This window comes from Halobaculum marinum (assembly GCF_029338555.1).
Taxonomy (GTDB): domain Archaea; phylum Halobacteriota; class Halobacteria; order Halobacteriales; family Haloferacaceae; genus Halobaculum; species Halobaculum marinum.
This window is the reverse complement of the sequence record NZ_CP119991.1, coordinates 145,582-164,308: the sequence shown is the minus strand read 5'-3', so window position 1 is coordinate 164,308 and position 18,727 is coordinate 145,582. Positions and strand designations below refer to the sequence as shown.

Sequence of the window (18,727 nt, the reverse complement as noted above, 5' to 3'; positions counted from 1 at the left end):
GGCGACTGCGCCAGTTCAGACCGACCAGCATCACGTACAAAATACTGGTGGTGATCACCGTTCGGTGGCTATGCTATTGATACAATACTTTATTAACCGCTACGTCATCGGGGTTGTCAGACAGCTAGCCAATTAATGTCGAACCTTAGCTCACAATTCGAATCATCACTCGACGGGATTAGAGATGAACTAGAGCGTGCACGCAACCGGTACGAAGAACTAAATGCTCTGGAGCAACCTCCCGAGGTTTTCGTCCAGGCGATACACGAACTCGAGGACCAACTCGAGTCCTTGGAGCGGGCGACGAGCGTCAACCAATCGCAACTCGAGGTAGCTCAGGAGACACGAGAACGTGCAGAGTTGTTGAGCGACGCGCTCCTCGCCACACAGACTCGCCAGGAAACGCTTATTCGCCAACAGTTACACCGGCTTGGATGGTGGATCTCAGCCCTCGAAGATACTCCGACCCCAATGGATTCTGGGAAGATAGCGGAAGAGGTCTCGATGATAGCGCGGCAGTATCAGATCCTCTGTACGCTGCTCGAGAAGGATGAATACGCCCAGATCGTATCGAATTCACGGTTCACTCCGCCGGAGATCGAACAATCACTCCGCAAGGTAGACGCCAAACTCCAAGAAGCGCTCCTCGCAGCCGAATACGTCGACGGCTACGAGTCCGGAGTAGACACGGCGTTAGAGCGGATCCACACCGTTCTGCAAGATCTGTCGTCGGAGTCAGAGCGAGTGACTACGTATCAGGAGGCGCTTCGAGCGGTCAAGGACCAACGTGTACACTCGGAAGAACTCCTCGAGGCTGATGATGGTTCTGCTGCTGTCGCGACCATCCGAGAAGCGTTCGAGGGAGCACTGATGATCGACACCGAGTTGACGAGGATCGAAGCTGACACCGAACTCGCCCGTGCGCTCGGAGCGTTCCTCACAAGCCACGACTTCGAAGCCGAGGAAGAGATCGAAGAAGAGGTCGTGAGCGGCGACACGGACGACCTTCTCGCACGCATCACCTCCGTCATCGGCGCCGAAGTCGATTCGACGATCTCGACTCGAGTACGGCGACTTCTTGAAGAGACAGACGGAAGTGTCGCATCAGCAGTCAAACGGAGCGAGATGGATAAGCAGGCGTTTCTCGAGGAAATATCTCGTTTGTATACTGACGGCGTCATCGCCGATATCACTGTGGAGTTCGAAACATGAGCAACAGGGGTGCATCCCAAACAGTCGACAGAGCAGCGATCGAACAGATATGGAGCGAGTTCACTGAGTCCACGGAGGTGTATCGAGACGTCCGTGACGACATCGTCCGGATAGTAACCGAGATGTGTCGCAGGCAGATCAACGCCGGTACCTACGACTCGGCCGCGTCGCTGTCGGAGGTCTTCGGAGAGTTCAAGGGAGAACACCTCGCTACCGACGCCGCATTCCGGCAGGAGGTACTAGAGAGCGGCGAAACCCAGATGATCACACTCGAACTGGGGTCGGCGGGCGAAGAGAATCTCGCCCACGTGGTCTTCGACCGCTTGGTAGAGGAACTCGTCGAGGACCGCGAACTTCTCTACGTTCACAATCGTCAGCAGGTCCGTAGTCACGTCGCCGAGATGGCTCGGTACTTCGCGCTTATCCGCCAGCGCATCAACGTGGACACTGATTACTCGTTCACGCCGAATCTCGTGAAGATGGTCAAACTCGCGTCTGCTCCCCGCGAACAACCGATCATGGGGAAGGATGAGCCCGAGGCGATGCGGTTTCAGGCTCCCCTCCGCGAGATCTCCGAGCGAATCGACGCTGAGGGGTTCACCCCGGCATGGGAACTCCGAGCGCTCGGAACCGGCGACTGGCGAAGGCACGTCACAGACACGGTCGAGACCCTGAGCGAGTTCTTTACCGACCGACTCCCCGAAGACTTCGACTCACTCGCTGCGTTTCAGGGGCGAGCACTTCGAGATATCTACTTGGATGCGATCAGTGACTCCGGAAGTGACCCTGAACAGGCTCACGTCGTCACGGCGAGCACCGGCGGTGGAAAGACGGAGGCGTTTCTCTTTCCCACTCTCGCGTACGCCCTCACGGCGAATCGAGCAGGACTAGAGGGGAACAAGGGCGTGCTCACGTACCCCCGACGTGACCTCTGTGACAATCAGTTTGAGCGCGCGTTCGACTACATCACCGAGCTCAACCGACTCGGAAGTGGAATCGACGGGCCGTTCGAGTCCTCGGACCTGACGATCGGTATCCAGCACGGCGGTCGCGACGACGTGACGCTCCCCTGTCCGTACTGTGACGGCGAACTGGCTGTCCCGGAGGGTTACGAGAACACCCACTTCGTCTGTCAGCAGTCCGACCGCCACGAGATCCGGTATGCGACAGTCGATCGGTCCGAACCGGCCGACATCATCGTGACGACACAGAGTTCTCTCCATCGGCGGCTGATGGATCACTACGGCGATGACGCCTTTTGGTCCGCACAGTCCCCGCCGAAGTTCCTCGTCCTCGACGAGGTCCACATCTACACTGATCAGGCCGGCATGAACGTCGCGAACGTCGTTCGACGGTTCAAGCAGGCGCTTCGACACAGGGGACGGAACCAATCCCCGACGTTAGTCGCATCGAGCGCGACGATTGAGAACGCGGAGTCGTTCACAAGCGGGATCTTCGATGTCGAGTCCGAAGCCGTCAACCGGGTCAAACCACGGAAGGACGAGAAGACCACACTCGGTCGAGAGCACTTCGTCTTCGTCAAGGCGACCGACCCGCGTGACGTTCAGATCCCGATAGGCGACTCCGTGTTCAAACCGCGCGAGGAGTGGACAGAGATGACCACCTCAACGGCGACGAACCTCTCCTGTATGATCCAGATCGCGTTCGCCTTCCACCACACCATGCGGAAGGAACGCGCCGGAAGTCGCGAGGGACTCGACAACGACAAGGACCGGATCCTCGGGTTTGTCGACTCGATCGACTCGGTGAGTCGACTCGGCGGCTACGTGCAGGATGCCGAAGAAAAGGGGCTGTTCAAGTACCGGATCCCCGACGCCCTCCTCAACACACGGGGGAACAATCCGGACTGTCCGTCGGACAGATTTCAACAGGGGACCGACGATGAGTACGAGGAGACGGCAGTGTGCGAATCGGTTGTTCCCGATCCGAACGTGAATCCGTGCCCAGTCTACGAGGACGGCGAGTGCTGGTGGACGATGAGGGACGAGCGGTTGGACCTCCAGTCAATGACCGTCGGGATCCACAAAAGCGGCCGCACACAGCATGCCGGAGAGGACCGCCCTCTCGGCGATGAGTGGGACCAACTCATCTCGACGAGTGCGCTCGAGGTCGGGTTCGACCATCCCAGTATCATCGGGACGTTCCAGTACCGAGCGCCGCGTAACGTCCCGGGGTTCCTCCAGCGGAAGGGCCGCGGCGGACGCGACGCTGAGGACGAACCTGTCACGGTCGTGGTCCTCGGGTCGACACCGACCGACTCCTACTACTTCCACCACTCCAACTATCTGAGCGACCCTCGGGACGAGCACCTCGAGATTCCACTCGATGAGGAGAACCGGTTCGTTCGGGCCGAGCACATGACTGCAGCTGTGATCGACTACTTCAACGTCACAGACGGAACCAATGCGCGGAAACTGTTCAGCGGATTCTCGACCAGCCAATACGGTCCGGGTCCCGACGTCGATTACCTTCGCGATCAGTTCGAGCGGCATCGCCAACCGATCCGACAGTGGCTGAACCGGGCGTTCGACGCGGATAGCAAGGAGGTACAACAGGTTCTCGACGAGTTCGACCGATATAGCGAACTTCTCGATGCTCCCGTCGGCGAAAGTGAGGACCCGTATTGGAAGTTCTTCCGACGGGCGATCAAGCAGAAACAGAACGGTACCACCCCCGAATTGGAATCACTACTTCAGCGACTTCAGGAGGAACGATGACAGACGATGCACGCGGCCCCGGAGAGGACTCGTCCGACCGGTCACTGACTCTCGATGAACGGGTAGGTCGCCTCCAAGGAATCAAACAACATTTGCAGGTGTTGGATCGAACCGGATTCGATTTCCTGTCACTTCCGAATATCTACGGACTCGACCCGGTGGCCCGGAGTCCGTTCGTGATCCCGGAGACGTTCATCTCTGAGGAGGTCGGCGGATCAATAACGATACTCGACTCTGTGGAGAATGAGAGTCTCGCACAGGAGAACATCAACCAGATGCTCAATAACTTCCTCCCAGGTGGGTACAAACGGCGCTGGGGGGGCTTCTACCTCTGGCGCGGGGCCTGGCATCACGACACCGAGATCGGCCATGCGGACGTTGGCCCGATGTTCGAGTGGTCGGACTCGATACCGCTGACCGAACTCCTCGGCTCAGTCGACGATGTCGCGTATACCGAACTCGAGTTCGATCCCGACAACGTCACTGTCTATACGCCCCGGGCGATGAACGTCGAGCGTCTCTCTAGTGACGATCCAGACTACGTCTGGGTAGTCGACAAGGGGATCGTCTGGACCGGATCGCCGCCAGGAACCACTCGCAGTCTCTCGTCGGATCCGACGACCAACTACTTGTGGTTCAAACACGCAGTCGACAACTTCGAGGAATCAACAACGCCGGTCACGGACAGCGATCTCGTCTCTGGGTACCGGTTCTACGACGATCATCGATTCATGCGCTGCTACTACGCGTCGCTGCTCACGCTCTACCCGATGAAATCAACCCGCGTCGAGTCTGGGATCATGCGCTACCGGGAGGAGAACGACGGACGAACGGCCTTCATCGGAAGCAAAGAGCGAAGCCAACTGCTCACGTTTGAGATAGATCGCCCAACGCTCCGGGATACGATCGAGGACATCCTCGAGTCTGACGGCCACCTTCGGCGGGATCTCCAGTTCGCGTTCCTTCATTCGCTCGTTTGGGAGGAGTTGTTCTTCCAAGAGGAGGCACTCGATCATACCTACCAAGTCCGACCGCTGGTAGAACACCTCCTCGGAGCGGACTTCTGGCAGCGAGTGGATCAGGACAACGAACAGGGGGTGTTTCCGCTTTCAGGGTCGAAACTGGTACACTCAGTTGAACGGCTTCTCCCCTCGGAGACCAGTACGCGACTTCGTCTCCTCGGTCACGACTCCGCGGAGAACTCCGCGATCTTGGAGATATTGGAGGCGCATACGGAGAAAGTCGCTCGGATCCTCGCGCTGTGTCGAAACGACGACTACTTACTCGACTTCGCCGAGGACGTCGTCGTCCACTCCGCAGAACACGCGCTCTCAGGGTGGGCGAACAAACTCACAGGGTCGGGGACGGCCTTCGAACTGTGGTACGACGTCAACTTTCAGGCAAACGGTGGTGACGCCGCTCGAATCGCGGTCTACGACCCCATACAAGGTGGTGCAGGCATCGCGAAGGAGGTTTCACGTCGGCTTGATGACCGCACAGAGATCGGTGTCGACTCCGGACTCGCAGAACAGGGGCACTGTCACTCTGCGATGGCGGACACAGCGACGATCGACCTCCTTGGACGCTATCCCGACGGGTCGCTCTACGACCTTCACCGGAACAACCGATCGCAGTTTCGGGAACTTGTCGAGGAGACTATCGACGGTCTGGTCCCAGAGCAGGATGCCTACTCGCTCGACGATCTCCATTCACACGTTGATCAGCGCGTACAGTTACTGTTCGAGACACGCGAGTTGGCGCGGTTCTACTCGTACATCGCAGCAGAGTACTCGACAGTCGAATCGGAAATCGGGCGCACACCCCGACCGGCCGACCTCGCGCTTCACCTCGACAGGCACGTATTCAGAGACCCATCGATACGTGCGACGTACGAACAGTTCGCGAGCGATAGCGGGCGGCGGGACATCGCGGAGATCGGCGAGCGACTGGAGGAACTAACGGTGCAGTGTATCACGGCTTGTCCCGACTGCCTGAAGACTGATGGCGGCGTGTGCGTCCGGGGGGCGAGTCAGCAGGAAGCGACGCTTAACCGCCGTCTGCTGGCGGAGGTGTTTTCGACTCGATGATTCACGACATAGCAGATGTACTCGATCGACCAGAAGCCGAGTTAGGTGAAGAGTTAACCGTTCGATGCAGGATCCAGAGCAATCGAATCCCCGGCACAGAGGGAAACGGAATGAAGAGCCTGTACATGATCGACGACCCCCGACAGTCGACCGATGAATCGGTTGCTCTCTCCTTTTGGAGTTCGCCTCCGACCGTTAAACCGCTCAAGAGCCTGATTGACAAGACTGACGACCCGGTTCTGGACTCTCTCGGCCTCCCGATGGAACTTGAAGACGGGACCGGGAAACCGCTTCAGAGAGGCGAGGAAGTCCTTGTTCGGGCCGTGCCGAACCGATCGGCGGCGAGCGAGGCGGACCTCTATCTCAACGTCACCTCCGTAGCGATACGGGATCCGGCGCAGCTCGTCAGCAAGTCCCGACTTCGGACGCAGGAAAACTGTCAGCGGGAGAACTACCTCCGCTACGTGAAGAACGTCTACACCGGAGACCGGTACTCGAATCCGCCCCACCATCAGCAGTCTATCCTCCGTGGCGACGCGATCCATCGGATCGCCGAACGCGCCGTCGAGAACCATCTTGACCGGTTCGAGTCAGCCGCATGGACGGAGGATAACATTGAACAGTTCTGTAAGCAGGTTCTCGAGGAAGAGTTTGGCTTTCGGCAAGCCCTGCTCGTGCTCTCCGGCGCGGGACTCACAGTCAGAGAACACATCGTCGAGACACTGACGGTACTGTTCACCGATACGGAGTTCCAGTCACTGGTGACCGACGCCGACGAACTCGCGACCGAGGAGTTCCTGAACGAGGCATACGGCTACGCTGGTAGGGTCGACCTCCTCGTCGATGGGACGCCGTACGACATTAAATCGACCCGTGACCCGGACGAGCAGACGGTCTGGAAGCATTCGCATCAGGTTCGGTTGTACACGTTCGCGCTGCTTCTCGAGTCGTTGGAGGAGGGAGAATCGTTGACCGACGCGATCGATGATGCACCACCCGGTGTGCTCATCTACCCGAATACGTCCGACGGTACCGTTCGATTCGAATCCGTCGACCTCGAACCGAAGGACGTCGGAGAGTTCCTCAAACTGCGGAACGAGGCCGTCTCCGGAAGCGCCCTTTCCGCGCCGTCGTCGCCGTACAACCGCGACTGTGAGGGCTGCCAGTTCGCCGTCGACGAATGGATCTCCGGCCCTGACGACGCTCTCGCGCCGGCTTGTACTTTCCACTGTCAGAACGAACGCCGATGGCCGTGTTACGAACTTGACGGCGGAGAAGTCACAACAGAGTGTTCCCGGTTCGATGACTGCGAACAGCGACTCCAGTATCGCGACTCCGAGCAGACCGCCTACTACAATCGACACCGAAATGCGTTCCGTACGGAGCGGCGCGCGCGCCGGACGGCAACTCAGGTCCTCGAACAGTTTGATCGTGAACTCCTCCACAACTCTGGGTTCCTGATTCCGTCGTTGAACTGTGTCGGGGCCGCCGCAGCGGGGACGGTACTCCGCTTCGAGAGCGACGTCGTGGTAGTCCCCGCCTTCAAACCCGGTGACTCGGTCACACTACAGTCGGACGACGGATCCCTGTCCGCGAGGGCGACGTACTACGGCGAATCGGATGGTGCATTTCTGTTCAAACCGGAGTCCTCCGCGCTTGCTTTAGCGGACGTCTTAGGCTCCAATGCGTCGTTCGAGGCGCTCTATCGGTTCGCTCCCGAGTCCGTCGATCGGAAGCTTCTCCCGTATCTGGACTTCGCGGAACGGCGAGGGATCGCGCCGGGGTTCGACGACGGTCAGTTCGGGGGAGATTCGGAGATGGACGGGGTCGACGTAACGGACGTCGTCGACTACCTCGACAGAGAGTCGGTGTTCGTCGACCTCCCGATCCATCGGAATCGCGCCGAGAAACTAGCCGAGTTGGTAGGGTCCCTGGTTACGGCGTCGTATCCGTTTCCCGACTCGACTGACGTCGATATTCCAGAACCCGCCTCGCGTGCATTGGTTCTCGGATCGACTCCCGAACTCGTAGAGACGGCGGTCGCTGCCCAACCGACCGGGCCACATTACCGCCTCGATGGAACCGGCGGCGGCGACTCCGTGATCGACTCGGACGACACCTACCACGAGATACAGACGAAGATCGGCGAGGCCCGGTCACTCGTCTCCTCGACACACGTCGCGATGAGTGACACTGGACCCGACGGGATCTCTGAGTTCTTCCACAGACTCGCAGAGGGCGACTACAAGGACGCGGACGATCCAACCCGACGCGACCACTCGGAGCAGTACTTTGACGTCGTCGTCATTCTCGGTGGCGAACAGATCACCGAACCTGAGTTCCACTTCCTGAGTGACCTCGCTGACCGTGTGGTCATCGTCGGCGACACACGACGCGGTGGGCCGACGATGGTAAGTTCGGAGGCGACCGACGCGGGATTAGATCGGTCGTACTTCGTGCAGGCGTTCAACCAGTATCGGTCGTTCCCGAGCGAAGAGGCGGTAAGTCTCCAACTCTCCGGCGAAGCTCCACCGGCGATTCAGTCTCTGTATCCCGACGGGCCCTGGGAGGCAATCGACGGCGACGTGACGTTCCTTTCGATCGACGGGGACGAGGAAACAGCGCTTGATTCGGTTGAGCTGACGACGACGGTCAAAGCCGAACACGCCGCACGTCGACTAGTCTTCGACGTGACCGATACGCCCGTGAGTCCGATCGAGGCACAGGAACTGTTCCAACAGCGACTCTCCCTTGACGCGACGAAACTGTCTGAGCAATCGGTCGTCCTCATCGACGACATGAGCCTGTATCTCATCGAGTCAGGCGACATCGAGGGTGAACGAACGAACGACCACGAGATCATCGTCCGGGCGGATGCGGCCGAACTCCCGCAGTTCAATAGGGCACTACTGACAAACTCCATCGCCGAGCGGATCGTCTCACAAGTCGTAGAATCGGATGATGTCGACGTTGTTGTGACTCCGTTCGAAGCGCACGCAACGGCGATTAAACAGAAACTTGCGGAGGCTGATATCGACGTTCCCGTTCGACGGCCGGAAGCTCTCTCAGGAAGGTGTAACGGGACCGCACTCGTGAGTTTCGCCGTATCGAACGCGGCGAACATTGTTCGCTCCCCGCTCGACTCGCCTGCGATCCTCTACGAACTTCTGTCCGCTGGGCAGGACCTCGTCCTCGTCGGGAACGAGTCGACTCTCTCGACGAAAGACTACTTCGCCAACCTCCTCGATACGGCGACGCCGTACGAAGGCTGATCGGGATCAGGAGGAATTGACTGCGCCCTTGAGATCGATTGAATCCGATAGTTCGTGTTTAGAGTTCATATCACATGACATGATTTAACACACTACACTTCGGCGAAATCCTATGGTCTCGATTACAGATCTCAGGGCGGACCTCGGGCCAGTGAGCCCGACAAAGCTTGGATCATTTGTGAAATTAGAGCGGTGCGATCAATATCTCGCGTGGGAGTATCTGGCCGACGACCTGTTCGGGGACGGCCGATTCGATAAGTCGCTCCTCAGCCCCCTCTATGCAGAAACCGGGACTCGTTTCGAAGAGGAGCAATTAACGGAGTTGTTGGAGCAGCGACTGGTCCACAAATCGGTCGGCGTACCTGAAGAGGAACCCGAATCGGCCACGTTCGACGAAACATGGGAGGACCTGTCTCAATCGAGGTCTCCCTGGGATACCGGGATCGAGGACGTCCTCGAACTCATCAAGGAGGCGCAACGCCATTCGGACGATTATACGATTGTCTGTTCACAGGCGCACCTCTCCGGACAGATAGGCGCGTGGGAACTCGCCGGAAAGTCGGACATCATCGTCATCAGATCGGATTCCTCCGGCAGTTCGAGTGAGATCGTCGTCGACATCCTTGAGGTGAAGTCCTCCAAAGAGCGACAGACCCACCACCTCGTGCAGGCAGCTTGTTACAGCATCCTTCTGCGGCAGGCAACTGATCGAGATGAAGAGATCTCGGGGACCGTCTCTTTTGAGGGGCGTGTAGTTACTAGGTCGAATGCCATTACCGAGCGGGGATATAGCGGTTTGGAGGAGTTTGAACTCGGCCCAACGGAGACGGATATCGAGATGCTACTTCGAGATGGTGGTCGCCTCGATCAGATCCTCTTCGAGTCGACGGAAAGCGGTGATGCTGACGACGTCGAGAAGGTTGACGCATGGGACATGACGAACCGGATGTCCCGAAGGTGTTCCGGGTGCGACTTCCACGATGTCTGTTATACACGTGCCGTCGAAGAAGACGGCCTCGAACTACTTGGCTTTCCGGAAGGCACACAGGAAGATCTTCACGACGAAGGTGTCGAGACACTCGGTGACCTCGGAGAGTTAGTCGACTACGGGAAGTTCACAAAGAGAGGGAAACAACACCAGTACATCTATCCCAACCGGCGGACCTCGGATCAGGTCCGTATCCGGGACGAGGAACTGTTTTCCAGTATCCGTGATGACGTGGGACTCAAAGACTTGGAACGATACGCGATCGCTGCGGATATCTTCTCAACGGAAGGAGGGCGGAACCGTCCATCCGAAGCGAATATGATCCCGGACAGCGGATACAATCTCCCAGCTGGTGAGCCCGAAGACTCTCCACTCCCCGGTTTTCTGGTCTCGTATCCCAACCGATCGCTCATAAGGGTCTACTTGTACGTCCAGGAGGACACCATTCGTGAACGTATCTCGCTGTTAGGAGGATACGTCACGAATCACCAATCCGGCAGTAAGAGTGCTCGATACGTGTCGGCGATCACTGATGATCTTCCCGGGGCAATTCACAGCGACGCTGAACACGCCACGGTGGATGATAAGGACGAAACAGAGCGTAGACTCCTTCGGAGATTTCTCAGAGGCGGAGAGGACAGCGATGGGTTAATCGACGCGATCCGGCAGGTGGCGCCCAACGGTGTCGAATTGGGAGACGAGGATACACAATTTGAGGTCCCCGGGTTCGTCCATATTTACCTCTACAGTCCGACTCAACGGCAGTCGTTGACCCGTGCTGCGAAACGACATGCGGAGCACGGTGAGGAGTTCGAGGCGCTACGGACGCTCCTCGGACTGCGGTCTGAAATCGGTGAACAGGATATCGACCAGGAGATGGTTTCCGTGCTGCAGGAGGAGTTCGTCTCTCGTCACCTGTTACGGTTCCTCGGATTTGGACTAATCCAGACGATAGAGCAGTTCGAAAGGCCTGACCCCGACTTTGAAGCCGGACCTCCAGACTATCGAACCGACGAAGGCGAAAGTCTAGACTTTAGCTGGTGGCACGAGGTAGAGGGGGAAACATCCCTTCCACTCAACAAATTCTTCGGAGAGCATCTGTTCGACAGCGCGGTCGAGTTCGACCTGTCGCAGCGAGTCTCGTTCGACTTGGAGAACGGACTCAAGTCGGTCAGTGAGGGAGAGAATTACTCCGACCAGTTCCCCTTCGCCCACCGCCACACCGACACGATCCCACTGGAGTATCTCTGGGCAGCGTTCGACGTCCTCGATACGGACTGGATCGACCCGGACGCGTTCGACGACGAAGAGGACCCACAGACCCTTCAAGAGATGATCCGGCACTTCCGTCACACAGGCGATGGCAACGGACCGCGGATCAATACGCAGCATCTTCGCGCTCTGGCCGAAAAGATGGCCGAGGGAGTGGAACATATCGAGGCGTCGATCTCCGAGTGGTCGAAGAACTCGGGGACACCGAAACGCCCGCTACCCATCGACCGACTACTCGAACTCGAGTTCACCGGTGTTGAGTTGGCGCTTACTGCCAAGGAATACATGGACTTAGAGTTCGGGGCGAAGGACCGCCAACTCCGGCGAGAATGGAGGCAATCAATCCCGTATCGTGCACGCGAAGGGCGTTCGGTGCTCTTCCGGTGTACCAGTGAACCAGAGGTGGATGACGAGACACACGCGATCGAAGGTCAACTCTGGATACCCGGTGACGACGACGCCGAGTACACCGAAAGCAGTATTTCTGAGGGAGACTGGGTCGTAATGACCCCCGTTGACGACTCTCAGGATCCACCTGTCGAGGTGGGCGTGAACCGTGCCAGCGACATCGCACGGATGCCGCTCGTACATATCGAATCGATCAGTAGTGATGGTTCGATCACCGTCTCAGCTCCATGGAACGGCTGGGATCACTGGCCGAGCGGGGGATACGACTACCTCCACAGCCACCACCGCTACCTCCCCCGTTCGGACGTCGACCTGGACACACGGCGTGTGTTCAAGAACGATTATGATCGGACGCGTGTAGTGATCGACGAGGATGCCGCGTTCATTCTCGACCCTGCTCACGATGACGTCGTCAGCTACCATTGCGGCAGAGCCCTCCAGAGAAGCGATTCCAACCACGTTCTCCACTGGCTGAACGACCTTCTCACAGGAGCGCGAGCCGACCTCGAGACAGACTTCTGTGCCGCCGACCTCATCGAGGGAGAGCCTGAGAGTTTCATCGAGTCAAAATTTGTCGAGGCGGAGTCGATAGATTTCGAACCAAACGAGCCACAGCGGCGGTTCATTCGAGAGACCGGTCAACAACTCGTCATTGTCCAAGGGCCCCCAGGGACAGGCAAAACGAGCTACACCACCTCACCGGCCGTCTTGGGCCGCGCCTACGCGTTTGAAAAGGACGACAATCCATTCACGGCGGCCGTATCGGCGCTCTCGCACGATGCCGTTGACGAACTGTTCGAAAAAGTCTGCACAGTCGCCGCCGACTGCCGCGATGACGACTGTTTTGACAAGATGAAGCTCGTCCGCGTTCGGCCGAGCTCTCTTCCTGACGAGGCTGACCCATATGATCGACGCGACGATGATCAATTAGTGGAGCATATTGCGTATCATCACGAGGAAGGGGAGGGCCGCCTTCGCCATCTCTACGAGCAATTCGTCCTTGAGGCCGAAGACGATGATCCCACGCAGTTCGTCCTGTTCGGCCCGCCGACATCGATCCGAGGTGCAGTCGACAAGATCGCTCCGCTCCTGCTCGATGTCGAGGACCTCGATCGCCAGGGAGACGAAGACTACGACCCGAGCGTCTGGGAGTTGATCGAGGAGGGCGACAGCGATCTCTTCGATCTCACAGTCGTCGACGAGGCGAGTATGATGGATCTCCCCCTACTGTTCCTGGTGGGCGCGTTCGCGCACGAGGACGGTCAACTGATGCTCGCCGGCGATCACCGACAGATGCAACCGATCCGGACCCACGACTGGGAGTCGGAGACGCGCGAGACGATCGAGGACACGGTTCCGTTCCTTTCGGCGCTCGACTTCGTTCGGTTCTTGAAAGGGGACATCACTGAGATGGAGTACATTGAGCGGCAATCGCCGGAACTTGACGTTGGCCTTGGTCCGAAGGAGCAGGAGGAGGCAGTACTTCCTATCTATCCGCTTGAGGACTCCTTCCGACTTCCCCAACCCGTCGCCAACCTCCTCACAGAGTTGTTCTACGAAAAGGACGGCATCGAACTCGGCGGCCTCGACGACAGAGAACCGATCCCGTCCATCGACACCGACAACGATCTGGTTCGGGAAGTCGCCAATCCTGATGAATGGGTTTCGGTCGTCGTGCACTCCGGCGAACGCGATGAGCGGTCGAGCGACATTGAGCGTGCGATCACTGAAGCAGTACTCGACGAATTCGACGTTGTACCGCCCGCCGACGAGGATCTCGCTGGGGGTAAGATCTCCGCCGGTGTTGTAGTTCCCTTCACCGCCCAGCGAGACAAACTGCAGGGAACGCTCGACGACGTCGTTCAAGCTCAGACCGTCGAGAAGTTCCAGGGCGGAGAGCGAGACCTGATCCTGATGTCGATGGTCGCGAGCGATCCAGGGTACGTGAATCAGTTGAGCGAGTTCCTGCTCAGCCCGTACCGATTCAACGTCGCAGCGAGTCGTATGAAGCGAAAGCTGATCATCGTCGCATCCGAAGCAGTGTTCCAAACGTCACACCCGAACGCGGACCGGTATGAGGATCAACTGGCCTGGAAGCGGTTATACGAACTCACGGGGGCACTCGATGAGTCGGTCTCGCCAGCAGCACGTGGAGAGGCACACGACTTCGACACCGAGTTAGCAGAGAACACGACACTGGAGTTATATCACGTAGATCTCCCTGAAAAATAACGACTAAAGCGAGTCATTAGCAAGATCGGTTGGTTGCTGTCTTCCAACTCGCCTTCATTCAACTGGCTTAGGCGAACTACCCGACATCCTGTCTCGCTCAAAATCCTGTCTAAGAATTAGTGACGAAGGATCGGGGCGAACAGCGCACACGGACCGGATGGCCGACGCGGCAGCGGAGACTGGGATAACGTGGTACGAGCAGGACGTGAGTGCGCAGGATTACAACGGGAGCGTGAGGACCTTGTGGCCCCAACCGAGAGCGCGGGCAACTGGCGTTGGGAACATGACTGAGGTGACGGTGATGGTCCCTTTACGGACCGGGGCGATGGTCTCGTTGCCGCCAGGCCTGTCATTAGAAGATCTCTTGACCGACATAGTCGGGGTCCGAACTTACTACGAATGAGGGAACTATCAAGATAATTGTTAATTCTCGTCCTCTCGCGTGGACCACGGTGTAACTCTTGTCATTTTAGTCATGGAATTGGAATTATTCTGTCTGTATGGGTGAAATTGATTATTCAAATTTATGAGTAGGGTTAAATAATCAAATTGATGGTTTGAAACACATGGTAGTTGAGATTATGAACGACCGAGGGAAGGCCAGAGTATATTCTGGAGTAAGTGAGATTGTTACTGAACACGAGAAGTTACACATCACGAAAAATAATGGAAAGACATTTTCTGTCATTGGGTCAATTTTCAAGGTAGTCTCAGAAAATTAGTGGGTACTAAGTTTCGGCCTTGCACATTTTCTCAAAGATTTCCACAAGGCATTGAGGATAACCCTATCCACGCCCACCGTTTTACACAGATACAACTCTGGAAAATCTATTAGATTCTTTAAGTGCTCCGCTCTGTCTGAGTCGAACGAGCCATATTTTGGCAAATGAGTGAACCTATGAGTATCGTATGAAAGCCCTTAGACTTATTCGGTCCTCTGTTGACTCCCTACTATGAACGAACGCTTAGTAGATGAACTGGTGAAACAAAAGACTCCGTCTTGGTGGGGAGAACGCGAAGCTCTTTCAGAAGACTATTTTGAGGAAATTGGCTTTGAAGAACCGTTACCCGAACATCTCCAATTTCACATCCATCCACTAATGGGGTCAGAAATTAATTGGGTGAACTTCTTTCCATCAGATACCGCTGACCGGTTCCGATCAGAAGATGAAGTATCTGATGTTCTCTCAGTGATAGCCGATCGCACCTCGGAGCGGATTTATTCAGCAATAGAGACTGAGATTGACAGTGACAGACTTGCTAATAGTTTATCAAAATACGGGCCACCTTCAACAACCGAAGGTAAATTAAAAGGAATTCTCTGGCATAAAATTGTAACTCAATTGTCTGGGATAGTTGATCTTGAGAAAGTTAACAAAGAAGTCCGGGAGCTAGAAGAACCAAGAGTCGATCCGACAAGAGAGTCAACCGAGTTCTTTGTAGTGTGCCAAAATGAGAAGAATTTCTTGGACATAGAAGTATACACAATTGAAGATCAAACTGAATTCTTCAATAATACCTACGGTGATGAGACACTTATGTTTAACAAGATTCAGGACTCAAATATTCAACCACATATTGTAGCGGAAAATGTCGCATTCGAAGTTGAAGGACCGTCATGGTATCAGTCGGAACCCCCGGAAGAGTCGATTATATACACACATACTGACCAGCGAAATCGAATTGAATTTCATGAAATAGAAGATGCGACAGTGTTTGGAGAATCGTGGGGTGATATTGATCAGATGCGTCAAAAATTGGATGCGTTTGATTCTGAATATATTGGATCTAGTAGTATTGATTGGTGGGTTCCAACCGGTATATATTATTAAATTCACAAGTAGTCAGTTCCAAAACTCACCTTTCGTATCTACGGCTCTGGTGAATCGCTGGATAGCGTCGGCTGTCCGGGGACAGATGGGGCGGTAGCTGTCGTCGAGGGGCTTCGCCACGAGGGCGCTTATCAGCGCCCGCTTCCGTACGAGCGTACAGGAGAGTCCGAGGTCGGCACGATCACCGTTCGACTCCCGCCGGTGACGGCGTCTTACGATCCGCCCGCATCGGAGCCAGACCTGGGCCTCGACGGGTTCGTCGACGGTGTCACGGTCACCGGGCCAACAGTACTAGATCTGTCGCCGAGTAACTGTACGGCTCTTCAGCAGGGGGAGATGACGCTAGCGCGACACGGTGATCGGATCATCGCGACCGATACAGGGGACACTACCCAGCACAGGGAAGCGGACGGTGAGTCTACGCCAACATCTACGCCAGGCGACCTTCCACCGACCGCGTACGGGGAACTCCTCAACCGCTTGTGCGAGGTCCAGCCACCGGGTGACCGTGTGCCCGACTTCGCGCGAGAAGTCCTCGCTGGACACGACGAACCGGTGGCCGTCGACGAGGAGGGCATCGACGACGCGATCGAAGTTGCTGCGCAGACTGCCGTCTCGGCTCGGACACGAATCGACGAGGTGCTCGCGGGAGTCGACGGGGATGTCCTCGCCCGATACGACGAGTACCGACTCGACGTGGAGATCGACGGCGGCGAACGCGGTGTCGACCGCGTCGATCTCGGTGGCGAGATCGACCACTTCGCCGTCACCGACAACACCTACCACGTGTTCGATTACAAGACTGACCGCGCCGGATCCCAAGACGCCGACGAATTTATCGAGGCCCGGATGGCTCACCACGAGCCACACCTACTCGCCTACGCTGGGGCGCTGCAGGCCGCTGATCCGACCCAAGACGTGGTTGTCCGGCTAGTGTTCACCGATCTCGACTGTCGCGTCGCGACGATGGAGGAGGCAGACGACGCAGTTGCTCGGCTCCTCGATATGCTCAGCACGAACCTGCGAGAACAGCGGGCAGAGTGAATTCCTCACAGAGGGCGACCAACCTCAGGGAGGTATTGAGTCAGATCGCCCATCGGAGGCACTGACCAGGGTCGACCCAGCCCTTGGTTCTGAAACCAACGCCTATTGCCGACAAAGAGGGACTGTCACGACACAGGATCGACCTGTCCGAATCGACGCGGTTCTAACCTTTCATCTGAGATTGGATGTATGGTTCGAGCCCTCTACGCTACCGTGGCGATCCTCGTCGTGCTTGCGGGCTGTGGCGCAGTTCCCGGGGACGGAACACCCGATGCGCCACAGCATACCGTTTCGATCGACATTTCGAATGAGTACAACGAGAGCCACGTCGTCAGGGTGACCACGATTCCCGCAGCGGTCGAAGGGCTCACAGTCACCTACGAGAGCGGCTCGACGCAGCGGTTCGACGTGTCGTCGTTCGACGCTCTGCCTCGAGAGGGACTGAGAAACGCGACTGCGATCGCCACGACGGACTCGGCGGAGTTGACGAGAGAGTTCCAAGTGGGGCCGGCAAACGGCATCAGTGCGACACTGGAAGACGCCCCCCCGAACGCGACGGTTGTGTACTTCGTGCTGCAAGACGGCGCCCCCCAGACTGTTCGGGGCGTTGGCGTGGCTCAGTGTTCGGCTGGTACCCAATCGACCGACATCGAGATCGTCATCCGACCCGATGGGGCTCTCCACTCCACGGTCACGTGCAGCGACGACCCCGTCTAAACCGAAGCGTTAGCGGGGTGCTTGTCGACTGGCACTGCTCCGGTGAGTATCGTAGCCCAGCCGTCCACGGGTCGCGATGATAAGCACGATGGCAACGACCCAGACTGCAATGTCGACGGCGATCAGTACCGTCATGAAGTTCTCGCCAGTGATCGATTCGACCGGAAGCGGGACGAGGGTGCTGTTGGCCGTGTTGATACCCGCGTGCAGAAGCAACGCGAGCAGAACACTCTCCGTTCCGTTGTAGATCCACGTCAGGAGGAACGCGAATCCCACGATGTTGACGACGCGAAGGGCGATTCCGGGGATCTCGTCGACGAGCCACGCGAAGCTGTAGACGGTGTTCGGGTCCGCGACCAGCTGGGGAAGGTGCCAGAACGCCCAGACCACACCTAGAATGAGTGTGGCCGGGATTGGAGCGTATTGCGCCTCGAGCCTCGGGAGAGCGAACCCTCGCCAACCTGGTTCCTCGTTTCCTCCGCCGATCAGCGCGACGAAGACGTACGACCCCAGAACGAGGGCGACCCGTCCGGGCAGCACCGCAAGGTCGACGTTGACGCTGAAGAAGACGATAGCCACGCTCGCCAGGCCGACGACGACCAGCGGGAGGAGGAACGCAGCGAGGTACCACCGCGCTGGAACACGCCAGCGAACGATCTGTCGAGCCCACTCACGGACGGACTCGCCGTCAAGCCACGTCACCACCGCACCGGCGAGAGCCGGGCCGAACCCCCCGGCGACGAAACTGAGCGTCCGAATCGGTTCCGCCATCCCAATGACGGCCGGGAACCACCCAATCCAGGAGAACGCGTACGCCAGGACGAAGAACGTTGCAACGGGGTGAGCGTCCACTACATCCCGAATCCTCTGCTGGGTCATTGATCGATGCTCCAGTGGCAAATCTATTTCTTGACAAACATATCAA

General features: G+C 57.4%; 9 protein-coding genes. 8 read left to right on the top strand and 1 reads right to left on the bottom strand.

Annotation, left to right across the window (positions count from 1 at the left end):
* The first annotated feature begins 135 nt into the window (after nucleotides 1–135).
* From P0R32_RS17260 to P0R32_RS17225, 8 genes are all read left to right on the top strand, one after another.
* Nucleotides 136–1,212: a hypothetical protein gene (locus P0R32_RS17260; protein ID WP_276239882.1), complete on the top strand. Its 1,077-nt coding sequence runs from the start codon at nucleotides 136–138 to the stop codon at nucleotides 1,210–1,212.
* The gene (locus tag P0R32_RS17255; RefSeq protein ID WP_276239881.1) at nucleotides 1,209–3,950 is read left to right on the top strand and encodes a DEAD/DEAH box helicase; all 2,742 of its coding nucleotides are present in this window, start codon (nucleotides 1,209–1,211) and stop codon (nucleotides 3,948–3,950) included. The genes P0R32_RS17260 and P0R32_RS17255 overlap by 4 nt, the downstream gene beginning before the upstream one ends.
* On the top strand, nucleotides 3,947–6,037 hold the full coding sequence (locus tag P0R32_RS17250; protein WP_276239880.1) for a hypothetical protein: 2,091 nt from the start codon (nucleotides 3,947–3,949) through the stop codon (nucleotides 6,035–6,037). Before P0R32_RS17255 ends, P0R32_RS17250 begins: the two co-directional genes overlap by 4 nt.
* Nucleotides 6,034–9,309, top strand: coding sequence for a PD-(D/E)XK nuclease family protein (locus P0R32_RS17245; protein ID WP_276239879.1), 3,276 nt, complete (start codon nucleotides 6,034–6,036; stop codon nucleotides 9,307–9,309). Before P0R32_RS17250 ends, P0R32_RS17245 begins: the two co-directional genes overlap by 4 nt.
* Nucleotides 9,310–9,421: 112 nt before the next feature.
* Nucleotides 9,422–14,209 carry an ATP-binding protein gene (locus P0R32_RS17240; RefSeq protein ID WP_276239878.1) on the top strand — a complete coding sequence of 1,596 codons (4,788 nt, stop codon included), beginning with the start codon at nucleotides 9,422–9,424 and terminating at the stop codon, nucleotides 14,207–14,209.
* A 953-nt stretch (nucleotides 14,210–15,162) separates the two neighbouring features.
* The gene (locus tag P0R32_RS17235; RefSeq protein ID WP_276239877.1) at nucleotides 15,163–16,041 is read left to right on the top strand and encodes a hypothetical protein; all 879 of its coding nucleotides are present in this window, start codon (nucleotides 15,163–15,165) and stop codon (nucleotides 16,039–16,041) included.
* A 510-nt stretch (nucleotides 16,042–16,551) separates the two neighbouring features.
* Entirely contained in the window at nucleotides 16,552–17,085 is a 534-nt protein-coding gene (locus P0R32_RS17230; RefSeq protein WP_276239876.1) for a PD-(D/E)XK nuclease family protein, read from the top strand.
* Between the two features lie 189 nt (nucleotides 17,086–17,274).
* Nucleotides 17,275–17,802: a hypothetical protein gene (locus P0R32_RS17225; RefSeq protein ID WP_276239875.1), complete on the top strand. Its 528-nt coding sequence runs from the start codon at nucleotides 17,275–17,277 to the stop codon at nucleotides 17,800–17,802.
* Between the two features lie 9 nt (nucleotides 17,803–17,811).
* Here the strand turns inward: P0R32_RS17225 and P0R32_RS17220 are convergent, their stop codons facing one another.
* Complete coding sequence (locus P0R32_RS17220; RefSeq protein WP_276239874.1) at nucleotides 17,812–18,681, bottom strand: CPBP family intramembrane glutamic endopeptidase; 870 nt, start codon at nucleotides 18,679–18,681, stop codon at nucleotides 17,812–17,814.
* Nucleotides 18,682–18,727 lie beyond the last annotated feature (46 nt).